At 68.3% G+C, this 14,373-nt stretch carries 14 protein-coding genes; 1 reads left to right on the plus strand and 13 read right to left on the minus strand.

Features of this window, described 5'->3' with window-relative positions; genetic code table 11:
• The 11 genes from C1J00_RS24080 to C1J00_RS46965 all read right to left on the minus strand — a co-directional run.
• On the minus strand, positions 1-2,515 hold a 2,515-nt coding region (locus C1J00_RS24080), incomplete at its 3' end, for an ATP-binding protein (protein ID WP_102911142.1).
• Positions 2,516-2,561: 46 nt separating this feature from the next.
• On the minus strand, positions 2,562-3,245 hold the full coding sequence (locus C1J00_RS24085) for a response regulator (RefSeq protein ID WP_102911143.1): 684 nt from the start codon (positions 3,243-3,245) through the stop codon (positions 2,562-2,564).
• Between the two features lie 104 nt (positions 3,246-3,349).
• Positions 3,350-3,961: a potassium-transporting ATPase subunit KdpC gene (kdpC, locus tag C1J00_RS24090; RefSeq protein WP_180989674.1), complete on the minus strand. Its 612-nt coding sequence runs from the start codon at positions 3,959-3,961 to the stop codon at positions 3,350-3,352.
• 5 nt (positions 3,962-3,966) lie between these two features.
• A complete protein-coding gene (kdpB, locus tag C1J00_RS24095; protein WP_102911145.1) occupies positions 3,967-6,105 on the minus strand; it encodes a potassium-transporting ATPase subunit KdpB in 2,139 nt (712 codons plus the stop codon).
• Positions 6,102-7,766 (minus strand): potassium-transporting ATPase subunit KdpA, encoded by a 1,665-nt coding sequence (gene kdpA, locus C1J00_RS24100; RefSeq protein ID WP_102911146.1) that lies wholly within the window; start codon positions 7,764-7,766, stop codon positions 6,102-6,104. Before kdpA ends, kdpB begins: the two co-directional genes overlap by 4 nt.
• A gap of 8 nt (positions 7,767-7,774) precedes the next feature.
• Positions 7,775-7,864 carry a K(+)-transporting ATPase subunit F gene (gene kdpF / locus C1J00_RS24105; RefSeq protein WP_037667570.1) on the minus strand — a complete coding sequence of 30 codons (90 nt, stop codon included), beginning with the start codon at positions 7,862-7,864 and terminating at the stop codon, positions 7,775-7,777.
• Positions 7,865-8,070: 206 nt separating this feature from the next.
• The gene (locus tag C1J00_RS24110; protein WP_102911147.1) at positions 8,071-8,793 is read right to left on the minus strand and encodes a potassium channel family protein; all 723 of its coding nucleotides are present in this window, start codon (positions 8,791-8,793) and stop codon (positions 8,071-8,073) included.
• A gap of 225 nt (positions 8,794-9,018) precedes the next feature.
• Positions 9,019-9,849, minus strand: a complete 831-nt coding sequence (locus tag C1J00_RS24115) for a magnesium and cobalt transport protein CorA (protein WP_245936479.1) — start codon at positions 9,847-9,849, stop codon at positions 9,019-9,021.
• Positions 9,850-9,912: 63 nt separating this feature from the next.
• Positions 9,913-10,161, minus strand: a complete 249-nt coding sequence (locus C1J00_RS24120; protein ID WP_245936480.1) for an ANTAR domain-containing protein — start codon at positions 10,159-10,161, stop codon at positions 9,913-9,915.
• A 312-nt stretch (positions 10,162-10,473) separates the two neighbouring features.
• Positions 10,474-11,535, minus strand: a complete 1,062-nt coding sequence (locus C1J00_RS24125; RefSeq protein ID WP_102911148.1) for a YihY/virulence factor BrkB family protein — start codon at positions 11,533-11,535, stop codon at positions 10,474-10,476.
• A 415-nt stretch (positions 11,536-11,950) separates the two neighbouring features.
• Positions 11,951-12,466, minus strand: a complete 516-nt coding sequence (locus C1J00_RS46965) for a GvpL/GvpF family gas vesicle protein (protein WP_245936481.1) — start codon at positions 12,464-12,466, stop codon at positions 11,951-11,953.
• A 179-nt stretch (positions 12,467-12,645) separates the two neighbouring features.
• Here C1J00_RS46965 and C1J00_RS45435 point away from each other — a divergent pair, with 179 nt between their 5' ends.
• Entirely contained in the window at positions 12,646-12,816 is a 171-nt protein-coding gene (locus tag C1J00_RS45435; protein ID WP_180989675.1) for a hypothetical protein, read from the plus strand.
• Between the two features lie 255 nt (positions 12,817-13,071).
• Here C1J00_RS45435 and C1J00_RS24135 read toward each other — a convergent pair whose 3' ends face one another.
• Together C1J00_RS24135 and C1J00_RS24140 are read right to left on the minus strand one after the other, a co-directional pair.
• Complete coding sequence (locus C1J00_RS24135; protein WP_102911149.1) at positions 13,072-13,359, minus strand: N-acetyltransferase; 288 nt, start codon at positions 13,357-13,359, stop codon at positions 13,072-13,074.
• A gap of 487 nt (positions 13,360-13,846) precedes the next feature.
• Positions 13,847-14,047 (minus strand): STAS domain-containing protein, encoded by a 201-nt coding sequence (locus C1J00_RS24140; protein WP_245936482.1) that lies wholly within the window; start codon positions 14,045-14,047, stop codon positions 13,847-13,849.
• Between the last annotated feature and the right edge of the window lie 326 nt (positions 14,048-14,373).

Here is a 14,373-nt window from a genome sequence, read left to right on the forward strand (position 1 = left end):
ATGTGTGGCTGGGGGCGGCGGGGAGGGTGAGGACCATGGTGAGGCCGCCGCCGGGTGTGTCCTCGGCGGTGAGGGTGCCGCCCATGGCTTCGAGGAAGCCGCGCGCCACTGCGAGCCCCAGGCCCACACCGGCTCCGCGCGGGGCGTCGCCGTAGCGCTGGAAGGGCTCGAAGATGCGGTCCTTGGCCTTGTCGGGGACGCCAGGGCCGCGGTCCACGACTCGGACCTCCACGCGGTCGGCGAGGATGCTGGCCGAGACGGTCACCGGCTCGCCGTCGGGGCTGTACTTGACCGCGTTCTCCACGACGTTGGCGACGGAGCGTTCCAGCAGGCCCTTGTCGACGGCGACCATCGGCAGTGTCTCGGGGATGTCCAGGACGACGGCGGCCTCGGGGTCCGGTATACCGACGAGCGCCATGGGGACCACCTCGTCGAGGTCGACCTCGCGGATGAGCGGGGTGAGTGTGCCGGTTTGGAGGCGGGACATGTCGAGGAGGTTGCCGACGAGGTGGTCGAGGCGGTCGGCGCCGTCCTCGATCGCGGCCAGCAGCTCGGCCTGGTCTTCCTCGGACCAGGCGATGTCGTCGGAGCGTAGGGAGGAGACGGATGCCTTGATGCCGGCGAGGGGTGTGCGCAGGTCGTGGCTGACGGCGGCGAGCAGGGCGGTGCGGATGCGATTGCCCTCAGCCAGCTCCTTGGCCTGGTCGGCCTCATGCTGGAGCCGCTGGCGATCCAAGACGACGGCCGCCTGGGCGGCGAACGCCGCGAGCACCCGGCGGTCGGAGGCCGGTAGGACGCGGCCGGACAGGGCGAGGGCCATGTGGTCGCCGACCGGCATGTCCACGTCCGCCTCCTCGGGTCGCTTGACCGGCTGCGCGGCGCCCACGCGGCCCGCGCAGGTCCACGGGGCGAGGTCGGTCTCGCGTTCCAGCAGCGCTGCCGACTCCATTCCGAACGTCTCCCGCACGCGCTCCAGCAGGGCTTCCAGACTGGTCTCGCCGCGCAGCACACTGCCGGCGAGAAAGGAGAGGATCTCGGCTTCGGCGCGTAGCCGGGCCGCCTGATCGGTGCGCCGGGCGGCCAGATCCACCACAGAGGCGACCGAGGCGGCCACCGCGAAGAAGACGGCGATCGCGACGATGTTCTTCGGATCGGCGATAGTCCAGGTGTGGACGGGAGGGGTGGAGAACCAGTTGAGGAGCGCTGACCCGACAGTCGCCGAGGCCAGTGCTGGGAGCAGACCTCCGAGCAGGGCCGCGGCCACCGTCAGTGACAGGAACAGCAGGACGTTGTTGGCGAGGCCGAGCTCTGCGGCGATGTGGGTCAGTAGCAGCGCGAGCAGCACTGGGCCGGCCACGCCGACGATCCACCCCCAGATGATCCGCGCCCGGCCGAGCCGTGCGCCTCGGGCGATGGGCAGTCCGCGGCCCTTGCCCGCTTCGTCATGGGTGATGAGGTGGACGTCGAGGTCGGGGCCGGAGTCCCGGGCGACGGTCGCGCCGACGCCCGGGCCGAAGACGTACTGCCAGCCCTTGCGCCGCGAGACGCCGAGGACGATCTGGGTGGCGTTGACCCCGCGGGCGAACTCCAGCAGGGCCGCCGGGATGTCGTCGCCGATGACGTGGTGGAAGGTGCCGCCCAGGTCCTCCACCAAGGTGCGTTGAACGGCGAGTTCCTTCGGGGAGGCGGAGGTCAGGCCGTCACTGCGGGCGATGTAGACGGCCAGGACCTCGCCGCCGGCGCCCTTCTCCGCGAGCCGGGCGGCGCGGCGGATCAGCGTGCGGCCCTCCGGTCCGCCGGTCAGGCCCACGACGATGCGCTCGCGCGAGCCCCAGATCTTGGTCACTTGGTGTTCGCTGCGGTACTGCTGGAGGTATTCGTCGACCCGGTCGGCCACCCACAGCAGGGCCAGCTCGCGCAGGGCGGTGAGATTGCCGGGCCGGAAGTAGTTGGACAGCGCCGCGTCGACCTTGTCGGGTTTGTAGATGTTGCCGTGCGCCATGCGGCGGCGCAGCGCCTGCGGGGACATGTCGACCAGCTCGATCTGGTCCGCCCGGCGCACGACCTCGTCCGGGACCGTCTCCTGCTGCCGTATGCCCGTGATCGACTCCACGACGTCGCCCAGGGACTCCAGGTGCTGGATGTTCACCGTCGACACGACGTCGATCCCGGCCGTAAGCAGTTCCTCGACGTCCTGCCAGCGCTTGGTATTGCGGGAGCCGGGGATGTTGGTGTGGGCGAGTTCGTCGACCAGGGCCACCTGCGGGCGCCGGGCCAGGGCGGCGTCCACGTCCATCTCGGTGAACGTGGTGTCGCGGTATTGCAGTTCCTTGCGGGGGATCTGCTCCAGGCCGTGCAGCATCACCTCGGTGCGCGGCCGGTGGTGGTGCTCGACGAAGGCGACCACGCAGTCGGTGCCGCGCTCGATACGGCGGTGCGCCTCGGAGAGCATGGCGTAGGTCTTGCCGACGCCCGGTGCCGCGCCGAGGTAGATCCGGAGCTTGCCGCGTGCCATGGTCTCGTCTCTGCTGTCGTGCGGATGGGGGAGGATCGCCGCCGGGTCAGGTCTCGAAGCGGTAGCCCATGCCCGGCTCTGTGATCAGGTAGCGGGGGTGGGCGGGGTCCGGTTCGAGTTTGCGCCTGAGCTGGGCCATGTACACCCGGAGGTAGTTCGAATTGTTGGCGTACATAGGGCCCCAGACCTCCTGGAGCAGCTGCTTCTGCGTGACCAGGCGGCCGGGACTGGTCACCAGGATCTCCAGCAGATGCCACTCCGTGGGGGTCAGCCGGATGTCGCGGCCAGCGCGGCTGGCCTTCTTGGCCAGCAGATCGACGGTGAAGTCGTCGGTCGCGACGACAGTGGCCTCGGGGGCCAGGGGCACGGCCTCGGTGCGGCGGACGGCGGCCCGCAGTCGGGCCAGCAGTTCGTCCATGCTGAACGGCTTGGTGATGTAGTCGTCGGCGCCCGCGTCCAGGGCGGCGACCTTCTCCTCTGACGTGCGGCGTGCGGACAGGACGAGGATGGGTGTCCGGGTCCAGCCGCGCAGCGCTTTGATCACCTCGATTCCGTCCATATCGGGCAGCCCCAGGTCGAGCACGACCACGTCGGGCCGGTGCGCGGCGGCGAGCCGGAGGGCCGTGGTGCCGTCCGGCGCCGCGTCCACCCTGTACTGCCGGGCCCGCATGTTGATCACGAGGGCTCGTACGAGCTGTGGATCGTCCTCCACCACCAGCACCCGGGTCATCGGAGTGCGGCCTTCCTTTCTTCGGTCAGGCATCCGGAGCCGCGCCGGGGGACGGGGGACGGAAGCCCCCCGGCCCCTGGTCGCGGTCCTGCCTGCAAGGGCCATCAGTTCTTGGCCGCTTCCTTGAGCGCGATGTTGAGTTCGAGGACGTTGACGCGCGGCTGGTCGAGGAAGCCGAGCGTACGGCCCTGAGTATGGTCCTTGACCAGCCTCTCGACCCGGGCGGCGGTCAGCCCGTTCGCCTCGGCGACCCGCTTGACCTGGATGTCCGCGTACTGCGGGGATATGTCCGGGTCGATGGCGGAGGCCGAGCCGGTGACCGCGTCGACGGGCACCTCGGACTCGGAGACACGGTTGAACTCGGCGACCTGCTTCTTCGCCGCCTGCACGTGCTTGACCAGGGTCGGGTCGCTGGCGCCCAGCTGACTGGAGCCGGTGGCCAGCGGGTCGTAGCCGCTGTTGGAGGGACGGCCCTGGAACCACTTCGGGTCCGGCTTGTCAGTGCCCTTGATGCTCCAGCTCTGCCCGATCAGCCTCGAGCCGACCTCCTTGCCGTCGGCCTTTACCATCGAGCCGTTGGCCTGGTCATGGAAGGCGGCCTGCCCGATGCCGGTCACCACCAGCGGGTAGATGACGCCGGTCACCAGGGTGAGGACGAGCAGCATGCGCAGCGCGGCCCACAGCATCCGCGCGGTGTTCACCACAGAAGTGTTCATGTCCTTCATCCGATCCCGGGGATCAGCGAGATGAGTACGTCGATGATCTTGATGCCGATGAACGGGACGATCAGCCCGCCCAGGCCGTAGAAGCCGAGATTGCGACGGAGCATCCTGTCCGCGCTCATCGGCCGGTACTGCACGCCGCGCAGGGCGAGCGGTACGAGCGCGACGATGATCAGCGCGTTGAAGATGACGGCCGACAGGATCGCCGACTCCGGCGAGGCCAGCCCCATGATGTTGAGCTTGTCGAGCGACGGGTAGGCGACGGCGAACATCGCCGGGATGATCGCGAAGTACTTGGCGACGTCGTTGGCGATGGAGAACGTCGTCAACGCACCCCGGGTGATGAGGAGCTGCTTGAAGATCTCGACGATCTCGATGAGCTTGGTCGGGTTGGAGTCGAGGTCGACCATGTTGCCGGCCTCCTTCGCGGCCGACGTACCCGTGTTCATGGCGACACCGACGTCCGCCTGCGCGAGCGCGGGCGCGTCGTTCGTGCCGTCGCCGGTCATCGCAACCAGCTTGCCACCGGCCTGCTCGCGCTTGATGAGGGCCATCTTGTCCTCGGGTGTGGCCTCGGCGAGGAAATCGTCGACCCCGGCCTCGTCCGCGATCGCCTTAGCGGTCAGCGGGTTGTCGCCCGTGATCATGATCGTCGTGATGCCCATGCGGCGCAGTTCCTCGAACCGCTCCCGCATGCCGTCCTTGACGACGTCCTTGAGGTGGATGACACCCAGGACGCGGGCGCCCTGGTCATCCCGGACGGCGACCAGCAACGGAGTGCCGCCGGCCTCGGAGATGCGGTTGGTGATGGTGTCCGCGTCCTCGGCGACCTCGCCGCCCTGTTCCCGCACCCAGGCGATGACCGACCCGGCCGCGCCCTTGCGGACCTTGCGCCCTTCGGCATCCACACCCGACATCCGGGTCTGGGCGGTGAAAGCGATCCACTCGGCGCCGGCCAGCTCCCCCTGATGACGCTCACGCAGCCCGTACCTCTCCTTGGCCAGTACGACGATGGAACGGCCTTCGGGAGTCTCATCAGCCAGCGACGACAGCTGGGCGGCATCGGCGACCTCGGCCTCCGTCATCCCGCGCACCGGAACGAACTCGGCTGCCTGCCGATTGCCGAGCGTGATCGTGCCCGTCTTGTCCAGCAGCAGTGTCGACACGTCACCGGCCGCCTCGACCGCCCGCCCCGACATGGCCAGCACATTGCGCTGCACCAGCCGGTCCATGCCCGCGATGCCGATCGCCGAGAGCAGCGCGCCGATCGTGGTCGGGATCAGACAGACCAACAGAGCCGTGAGAACGATCATCGAGGTCTGCTTGTCGGCACCCGCGTAGATGGCGAACGGCTTCAGCGTCACCACCGCAAGCAGGAAGACGATGGTCAGCGAGGCGAGCAGGATGTTCAACGCGATCTCGTTCGGCGTCTTCTGCCTCGCCGCGCCCTCGACCAGGTTGATCATCCGGTCGATGAACGTCTCACCGGGCTTGGTGGTGATCTTGATGACGATGCGGTCGGAGAGGACCTTCGTCCCGCCGGTGACGGCCGAGCGGTCACCGCCGGACTCGCGGATCACGGGCGCCGACTCGCCGGTGATGGCCGACTCGTCGACGCTCGCGACGCCCTCGACGACGTCACCGTCGCCGGGGATGATGTCGCCGGCCTCGCATACGACTAGGTCGCCGATCCTCAACTCGGTGCCCGGCACCCGCTTATCGACGTCTCCGGCGAGGCGGCGGGCGACGGTGTCGGTCTTGGCCTTGCGCAGGGTGTCGGCCTGCGCCTTGCCTCGGCCCTCGGCGACCGCTTCCGCCAGGTTGGCGAAGACGACGGTCAGCCAGAGCCAGGCGGTGATGACCCAGCCGAACCAGTCGCCCGGATCCTTGATCGCGAGCACGGTGGTGACCACCGAGCCGACCAGGACCACGAACATGACGGGCGCTTTGACCATCACCCGTGGGTCGAGCTTGCGGCACGCGTCCGGCAGCGACTTCACCAGTTGCCTGGGGTCGAAGAGACCGGCGCCGACGCGGCCCTCGGGGTGCTTGTGTCCGGTCGGTACGTCCTTGTGCGGTGCCCGGGCCGGGGTAACCGTGGACATCGGGTCCTCTTGCTTCTTCGTGTTGGTGGTCATGCCGCCAGCCCCTCGGCGAGCGGGCCCAGCGCGAGGGCCGGAAAGAACGTCAGACCAGTGATGATCATGATCGCGCCCACCAGCAGACCGGTGAACAGCGGCTTCTCGGTGCGCAAGGTGCCCGCGGTGGCGGGAATGGGCTTCTGCTCGGCCAGCGAGCCCGCCAGGGCCAGCACGAACACCATCGGCAGGAACCGGCCCAGCGTCATGCACAGGCCCAGCGTGGTGTTGAAGAAGGGGGTGTTCGCGCCGAAGCCGGCGAAGGCGGAGCCGTTGTTGTTGGAGGCGGAGGTGTAGGCGTACAGGACTTCGGAGAAGCCGTGCGCGTCGATGTTGGTCATGGCTTCCTTGCCGTCCGGCAGGGCCATGGCCACCGCGGTGCCGATCAGCACCAGCGCCGGGGTGATGAGGATGTAGCAGGCGGCCAGCTTGATCTCGCGGGTGCCGATCTTCTTGCCCAGGTACTCGGGCGTCCGGCCGACCATCAGCCCGGCGAGGAACACCGCGATGATCGCCATGATCAGCATGCCGTAGAGGCCCGAGCCGACGCCGCCGGGCGCGATCTCACCGAGCATCATGCCGAGCAGCAGCACGCCGCCGGACAGCCCTTGGTAGGAGTCGTGGAAGGAGTTGACCGAGCCGGTCGAGGTCATCGTCGTGGAGACCGCGAACAGTGAGGACGGGCCCTCGCCGAAGCGCTGTTCCTTGCCCTCCATGGAACCGCCCGCGATCTGTGAGGCGGTGCCCGGGTGGGCGTATTCGATCCAGGTCACCGCGACGACGGCGAGGAACCAGATGATGCCCATCGCCGCGACGATGGCGTAGCCCTGACGCACGTTGCCGACCATCTTGCCGAAGGTGCGCGGCAGGGAGAACGGGATCACCAGCAGCAGGAAGATCTCCAGCAGGTTGGTGAAGCCGCCTGGGTTCTCGAAGGGGTGGGCGGAGTTGGCGTTGAAGAAGCCGCCGCCGTTCGTGCCGACGTCCTTGATGGCCTCCTGCGAGGCCACGGCGCCGGGGCTGATGGCCTGCTTGTCGCCGGTCAGCGTGGTGATGGTGTGGAGGTCGCCGAAGTTCTGGATGGCACCGGCCGAGATGAGGAGCACTGCCGCGATTACGGAGAGCGGCAGCAGGATACGGACGGTGCCGCGCACCAGGTCCGTCCAGAAGTTGCCCAGGTCCCCGGTGCGGGAGCGGGCGAAGCCGCGCACCAGCGCCACGGCGACGGCGATGCCGACGGCCGCGGACACGAAGTTCTGCACGGCCAGCCCGGCGGTCTGGGCGATATGGCTCATCGCCGTCTCACCCGAGTACGACTGCCAGTTGGTGTTCGACACGAACGACACGGCCGTGTTGAACGCCTGGTCCGGGGTGATCGGCTTGAAGCCGAGCGACAGCGGCAGCTTGTCCTGCACCCGCTGGAGCACGTACAGGAAGATCACGCCGACCGCGGAGAAGGCCAGGACACCGCGCAGGTAGGCGGGCCAGCGCATCTCCGCGTCCGGGTTCGCACCGACCGAGCGGTAGATCCACTTCTCGACGCGCAGGTGCTTGGTGGAGCTGTAGACGGCGGCCATGTAGTCGCCGAGGGGGCGGTGCACCAGGGCGAGCGCGCCGATGAGCGCGGCCACCAGGAGCACGTCAGCAAGAACGGAGCTCATGGGCGTGCTCAGAACCTCTCCGGGAAAATCAGGGCGAGGACGAGATAGCCCAGCAGGGCGACGGCCACAACCAGTCCGATGACGTTCTCGGCGGTCACAGCTTCGTCACCCCCTTGGCGACGAGAGCCACAAGCGCGAACACCGCGATCGTGGTGAGGACGAAGGCCACGTCGGCCATCGCAAGCTCCTGGATGAGGTTCGGGAAGAACGGACCTCTAGAGGGAACCCTCTTTCCAGGCGGCTGCGGCCGTCCTTAACGCCTCCCTAACGGCGCCCGGGACGCCTTTGACGCACTCCATACGCCTCAGCTGAGTTCGGCGAAGGCTTCCACCGCGTGGGTCTTGCCGGTGACCACGATGACGTCGCCCTTCTGGACGACCGTCTCCGCGCTGGCGTAGGTGAAGTCCTCGCCGGGGCGTTTGATGCCGACGACCGTGATGCCGTACTTGGTGCGCACCTGGCTCTGGCCAAGGGGGACGCCGGTGGCGGTGTCCGGGGCGACGGTCTTGACCAGGGCGTAGTCGTCGTCGAACTCGATGAAGTCGAGCATCCGGCCGGTGACCAGATGGGCGACGCGTTCGCCCATCTCGTGCTCGGGCAGGACGACGTGGTGGACGCCGAGGCGTTCGAGGATCTGGCCGTGCTGGCGGCTGATGGCCTTGGCCCAGATGTTGGGCACCTCGGCCTCCAGCAGGTTGGAGGCGATGAGGATGCTGGCCTCGATGTCGGTGCCGATGCCGACCACGGCGCTGGTGAACTCGTGGACGCCGAGCTGGTGGAGCACCTCGGGGTCGGTGCAGTCGGCGACCGCCGAGTGGGTCAGGCCGTCGCTCATCCGTTGGACGAGGCGGGCGTCGGTGTCGATACCGAGGACGTCCCAGCCGCGCCGCATCAGCTCGTTGGCGAGGGAGGAGCCGAACCGGCCCAGGCCGATGACCGCGACCCGCTGGTCGCCGACGCTCTGGGCGTGCTGCTCGGCGAGACGCTTGCGGCGCCGAAGCCGCAGTTTGTGCAGGTAGTCAGCCAATGACGGGTCGCTCCTCGGGCAGGGTAGCGGCGTTTGCGCTCGCGCAGGGCCAGCGCCGAGACCAGGGTGACCGGTCCCAGGCGGCCGATGAACATCAGCAGGATCAGGATCAGCTCGGCCCAGGCTCGGCGTCTGGCCGATCGGCTCGTCCAGGACTGACGCCCTTTGAGGGCGGCTGGCAGTGGTGTCGCCGCGTCTCCGTCAGCCGACGGAGGTGCCTGGCGTTCACAGCCAGCCGTTGCGGCGGAAGGTCCGGTGCAGCAGGGCGCAAGCGCCGGCCATCACGGCGACGGCGAGCGGGTATCCGTATGTCCAGCTCAGCTCCGGCATGTGGGCGAAGTTCATGCCGTAGATCCCGGCGACGAGGGTCGGGGTGGCTAGGATCGCGGCCCAGGCGGAGATGCGGCGCATGTCGTCGTTCTGCCAGGTTCCCACCCGTGCGAGGTGGGCGTCGAGGGCGGAGTTGAGCAGCTCGTCCAACGAGCGCACCTCGGTGTCGGTGCGGTGCATGTGGTCGGCGACGTCGCGGAAGTACGGCAGCATCTCCTCTGGCCACCCGGCGTGGGGGCCGGCGAAGTCCTGCACGACCGGGACCAGGGGCTGGACGGCGTCGCGGAATTCCAGGACCTCGCGTTTGAGGGAGTAGATCGGCTCGGTGAAGTCCTCGCGCTCCGCGGAGAACACGCGCCGCTCCAGCGCGGTCAGGTCGGTGCGGACTTGGACGGCGGCCTCGGTGTAGGAGTCGACCGCCGTGTCCAGGACGGCGTGCAGCACGGCGACGGGTCCGAACCGCAGCATCTGCGGATCCTCACCGAGCCGACCGGCCGCCACGCCGGTGGGGTCGGCCGGGCCATGACGGACGGTCAGGGCGAAATGCGGACCGGTGAAGACCATCACCTCGCCGGTCTCCACCTCGCAGCCGTCCCTGACGTACCACAGCGTCTTCAGCGCCACCGCGAGCACGTCCCCGTCACCGGCGAGGCCCGCAAGGAGAAGATCGAGGCCGAGACGCCCGAGGACAAGCGCCAGCGGTAACGCCGTTCCACATGGGCGCATGGGCCTGGCCCCGACAGCCGGCGGTCTCCCACCCTGCGCCTCCCGCCCAGCCATGCGCTGCGCTCAAAAGTGGCCACAGCTACAGTGGCGCGTGCTGGCAGCGGCCGCGACAGCGGCATCGAGAGCCTCGCGCACGTCATCTAACAGAGGCCCTCCGGCGGGCCAGCCGACGAGAATCTCGGCCACCATCCGCAGTTTCCTGTTGGTGTTCATCGACACCTCACGCAGCAGGTCCCACGCCTCATCGGGAGCCGCACCTCCCCAGGCGACCAGCACGCCCATGGCCTGGTCGATACGGGCGCGGCCCAGCAATTCCCTCCTTGAGTTGACAGTTTTCCTCCCTCAGAGCCAGCAGTTCCTCCGCAGCGTCTGCTGTGGAGGTGTGACCCACTGGAAGGAACCCGGTCCGCGGATGCCCATCAGTAGAACTCATCTCCCACGCCTGCCCAGGGCACAGCGCGCCACCCAAGGCCGTCAGTGAACGGCCGGTAAAGCGCGATGACGCCGAGCGTTCCGCGTTCATGTCCGCTGGGCATGCGCTAGCGCTCACCGACCTGCTGCCTCAGGGTGCGTTACGCCGTGCGTTACGCCGATCAGCCGGGCGGCGGCGGAGAGCCGGATCGCTCACGATTCAAAACGGCGGCGGTCGTCCTCGTCCCACTTGCGGGTATCACGCGGCTCCACATACGGCTCCTCGTCGGCCGGATGGCCCCCGGCGACGGCGCGCTGGCGGTTCATCTCCGCGTCGAACTCCAGGCCCAGGAGGATCGCCAAGTTCGTGATCCACAGCCACACCAGGAAAATGATCACTCCGGCGAGGGCTCCGTAGGTCTTGTTGTACGAGGCGAAGTTCGCCACATACAGCGCGAACCCGGCGGAGGCGATCATCCAGATCAGCAGCGCGAGGAAGCTGCCCGGAGTAATCCAGCGGAAGCCGCGGACCTTCGCGTTCGGCGTCGCCCAGTACAGAATCGCGATCATGACGGTGACCAGGATGATCAGCACCGGCCACTTCGCGAACGACCACACCGTCAAGAACGTGTCCCCGATGCCCAGGGCGGTGCCGACCTGCCGGGCCAGACCGCCGGTGAAGACGACGATCACCGCACTGATCACGGCGATGACCATCAGCACCACCGTCACACCGAGCCGGACCGGCAGCACCTTCCACACGGGACGGCCCTCGGGGACGTCGTAGACCGCGTTCGCGCTGCGGATGAACGCGGCGACGTACCCGGACGCCGACCAGATCGCGAGCGCCAGACCGACGATCGCCATGATGGAGCCGAGGCCGGCGTTGCCCTGCATCTGGTTCACCGCGTTGGTGAGGACGTCCCGCGCTGCGCCGGGAGCGAGCTTCTGGATGTTGTCCAGGACCTGCTGTGTCGCCGACTGGCCGACGATCCCGAGCAGCGAGATCAGCGCCAGCAGTGCCGGGAAGAGCGCCAGGATCCCGTAGTAGGTCAGTGCCGCGGCCCGGTCGGTCAGCTCGTCCTTCTTGAACTCTTTGAGGGTGCCTTTCAGCACCGCTCCCCAGGAGCGCTTGGGCAGGTCCTTCGGACTGTCCGGGGCCCGCTGCTCCACCTGCTCATCAGGCCCGGCACCCGTCCCCCGCCCGGTCTCGACCTCGTGGTCGGCCACGGTGTGCCCGCTGTGCCTTCCATGCCGTCTCAGTGTCCATGCCATTTCACCCGTGTATCCGGGCATACGCAGCCCACACGCGCATTCATGACAAAATGGACCTTTGTGTAGTGTCGTCTTCGCGGTGGCCCGCCGGGCGGGCTGCAACTCGGAAAGAGAATCGCACGTCAACCGCCCTGAACTGGCGGCGATGCGTGTACCGCAGCTGACACGGTGATCCGCCGCCAAAAGCAGATGTACGTCACCACCAACCGCCCAGGAGTCGGCCAGGCCCGTCTGCGAGTCGGCACAAATTCCGCAAGTCGAAGACCGAAGCCGGGCCAGCCCGACAAGGACGCCTGGCGGCAGCGGTCCACGGCCGTCATCCGCCCCGAGATTCCTGCCTGCAGCCCGGCCCCGCTGCCTGGCCGATCAGCTCGTGCAGGACGGAAGCCGCCCGAGCTTAGGACTTCGCAGGTTCTTACCCGTTCGTCGGCTGAGCTGCTGCGGCTCCGAATGTTTCCGCGGCTCCGCCCTCGGCCTGCTGTGACGCGGGGATGTCGACGAAGCTGTAGGGCGGCAGCGGGCCGTTGACTCGCAGCTCCAAGTGCGGGTGCTCCTTACGGAGTGCGTCGGCTGCGGCCAGGAACTGCTCCGCTGAACCGCGGTCCACCAGGAAGGAGAGGTTGGCCAGCCATCCGGTGCTCTGCGGCCCGGCGCTGACCGCCTCGGCCGCACGGGGCGCGGGCTGGGCCGATGGTGTGATGCCGCGGGTATGGCCGTTGTTCTGGGCGGCGATCACACGTTGTGCTGGATGGTCGTCTGTTCGGCGGTGGCGAGTGTTCCCGCCGACGCAGGCGGAAAGGCATTCAGGGCGGCGCGGCCGACCGGTAGAGGTGAGTATGAGCGGTGGGGAGAGACCGGTCAGGACTCCGGCGGCGGGATACGACGGCTGCCGGGTGCTGCGTGACCAGCTGACTGAGGCAATTGATGCCATCTGCTGGCAGGCGGGGCTGGTGCGGCTGGCCCAGGCCCTCGATCCGGCGGGCGAGAGGCCCGAGGGAACGTGGGAATCGGCACCTTGAACCCGACAGTACGGCGCCGCTGCCAGATGCGAGGACCCTGACCGGATGCCAATCTGGGCAGAGGACCAACAGCTATGCCGGAGGTGCGGTCATGGGCGCAGAAGGGATGAGGCAGCGGGCCAAGGACATGGCGGACAAGCTGCTCCACAAAGGCCAGGGCGGGCAGAGGAGCAAGGCGCGCCACAAGACCCAGGGTCGCAACAAACTCCTCGAGGAGCAGATGAAGAAGCTCCAGGAGCGGCGCCAGCACCGGCATCGGTGACCAGCAGTAAGTCGTGAGTGTCGGCCCGAACGTATTGGTCACGCGCTCGCCCGGGCGTTTGAGCTACGCGAGCTTGCGTCGTACGCCCTGCACCACTGACGGCGCGCGCTGGGCCCATGGACGAAGAAGATGCTGTCGAGGCTGGGACCGTGGCCAGCCCTGCACTGTCCGGCACGCAGGGCTCTTGCCTTGCCGCCGGCACCACGTCCCGCCGCCGAGCCCCCGTGCACCACCGTCCGCAGTAGCTCGTACCGCTCAACTACCGGCAGGGGCAACGACGACGTCAGACCGACGGTGGGAGCAGGTCCCTTCCACCTTCGCCTTGGGGATGCGCATCCGGCGCAGCAGATCGCGAGTGAGGCGCTTGTCGAGCGTGGTGTGCCAGGTGACACCGGGATGCTGGGAGCGCAGATGCGACAGCGCCCTGGTGCCCAGCCCGCAGTCACGGAATGGTTCGTCCAGGACGACATCGGTGATCATCCCCTCGGCGCACTCATCGCACGCTCGACAGGTCACCCGCCCGACCACCTTGCGGATGTGCACCAGCAGCAGACACTCCTCACCCGACCTCCCAGAGCGGATGAGGGCAGCAGCTCGATGCCGCGGTAGGCCAGAAGCCTGCGATGCCGCCGGCCCCCTCGTCGTCCAGGGCGCCGATGCCTTCCCTCGGCCGGCCGCTGTGAGGCGCCCTCCCGTACAGGCCGGCCGCGTGCGTTGCTCGTGGCATACATCTGGGTTCCCTGCATTCCATCGCATCTGCCCTCAACCCTCGGGCTTCATGCCACGACGCCAGGAACGCATCACTTCGCGCGCACGACACTCGCAGCGGCGCACCGCGTCAGACGGCCTGGCTTCTCCACCGACCTCGAGCGCCTGCCTTCTGGTGTCGGTGCCCACACAGCCGGGTGACCCGCTTGCGGCGCTACGTCCCTGCCCCTTGCTTGCCTGGACGGGCGGCTGACGCAGGATGTTCAGCACCTGCCACGCCAACGGAGCGCGCCGGACCGCCCCGGGCCGCCGGATGGGGTTTTCAGCTGGTCAGGGCCTCTTCGACGGTGGAGTGGCAGGGGACGAGGGCGTCAATGCCGACGAGTGTCAGGACGCGCTGGACGGATTCCCGCACACCTGCCAGGCGCAGCCAGCCCTCAGCGTCCTGGGCGGCCCGGTGGGCGAAGATGAGTACGTTGATGCCGCTGGAGTCCATGAACGTCACACCGCGGAAGTCAGCCACGGTTCGCGGCGCCAGCGCCCCTTCCGGTGGACGTGGGTTCGATGTCAACGGACTGTTCGTGTCCTTTGACAGCGAAGGTAGTCCGGTCGAAGTCGCTGACCTGCGCGGACTAGCTTCGCTGTCAACGCAGTCGCGTGACGCTTCCTTCGGCCCGAACCCTCTGGCCTGCGGCGACTGGGTTGGATGGCACGGGATGTCATGGGCTGGGGTTCGTGTCAGCCCGCGCCTCTATGTAGTGAGCTGGCTGGCGCCCGCGTCAGGCATCTTCGCGGTAGAGGTCGGTGAGCAGGGCGACGGCGGCGTGGGTGGCGGGGTGGGGGTCCTGT

Source organism: Streptomyces cahuitamycinicus (assembly GCF_002891435.1).
Lineage (GTDB): Bacteria > Actinomycetota > Actinomycetes > Streptomycetales > Streptomycetaceae > Streptomyces > Streptomyces cahuitamycinicus.

Bases quoted from the DNA above. Each gene is read 5' to 3' on its own strand.
- kdpB (WP_102911145.1), bottom strand. From the start codon at position 6,105: ATGACCACCAACACGAAGAAGCAAGAGGACCCGATGTCCACGGTTACC.
- C1J00_RS24085 (WP_102911143.1), bottom strand. From the start codon at position 3,245: ATGACCCGGGTGCTGGTGGTGGAGGACGATCCACAGCTCGTACGAGCC.
- kdpA (WP_102911146.1), bottom strand. From the start codon at position 7,766: ATGAGCTCCGTTCTTGCTGACGTGCTCCTGGTGGCCGCGCTCATCGGC.
- C1J00_RS24125 (WP_102911148.1), bottom strand. From the start codon at position 11,535: ATGGCATGGACACTGAGACGGCATGGAAGGCACAGCGGGCACACCGTG.
- C1J00_RS45435 (WP_180989675.1), top strand. From the start codon at position 12,646: ATGGGCGCAGAAGGGATGAGGCAGCGGGCCAAGGACATGGCGGACAAG.
- kdpC (WP_180989674.1), bottom strand. From the start codon at position 3,961: ATGAACACTTCTGTGGTGAACACCGCGCGGATGCTGTGGGCCGCGCTG.
- C1J00_RS46965 (WP_245936481.1), bottom strand. From the start codon at position 12,466: ATGGCATCAATTGCCTCAGTCAGCTGGTCACGCAGCACCCGGCAGCCG.
- C1J00_RS24115 (WP_245936479.1), bottom strand. From the start codon at position 9,849: ATGCGCCCATGTGGAACGGCGTTACCGCTGGCGCTTGTCCTCGGGCGT.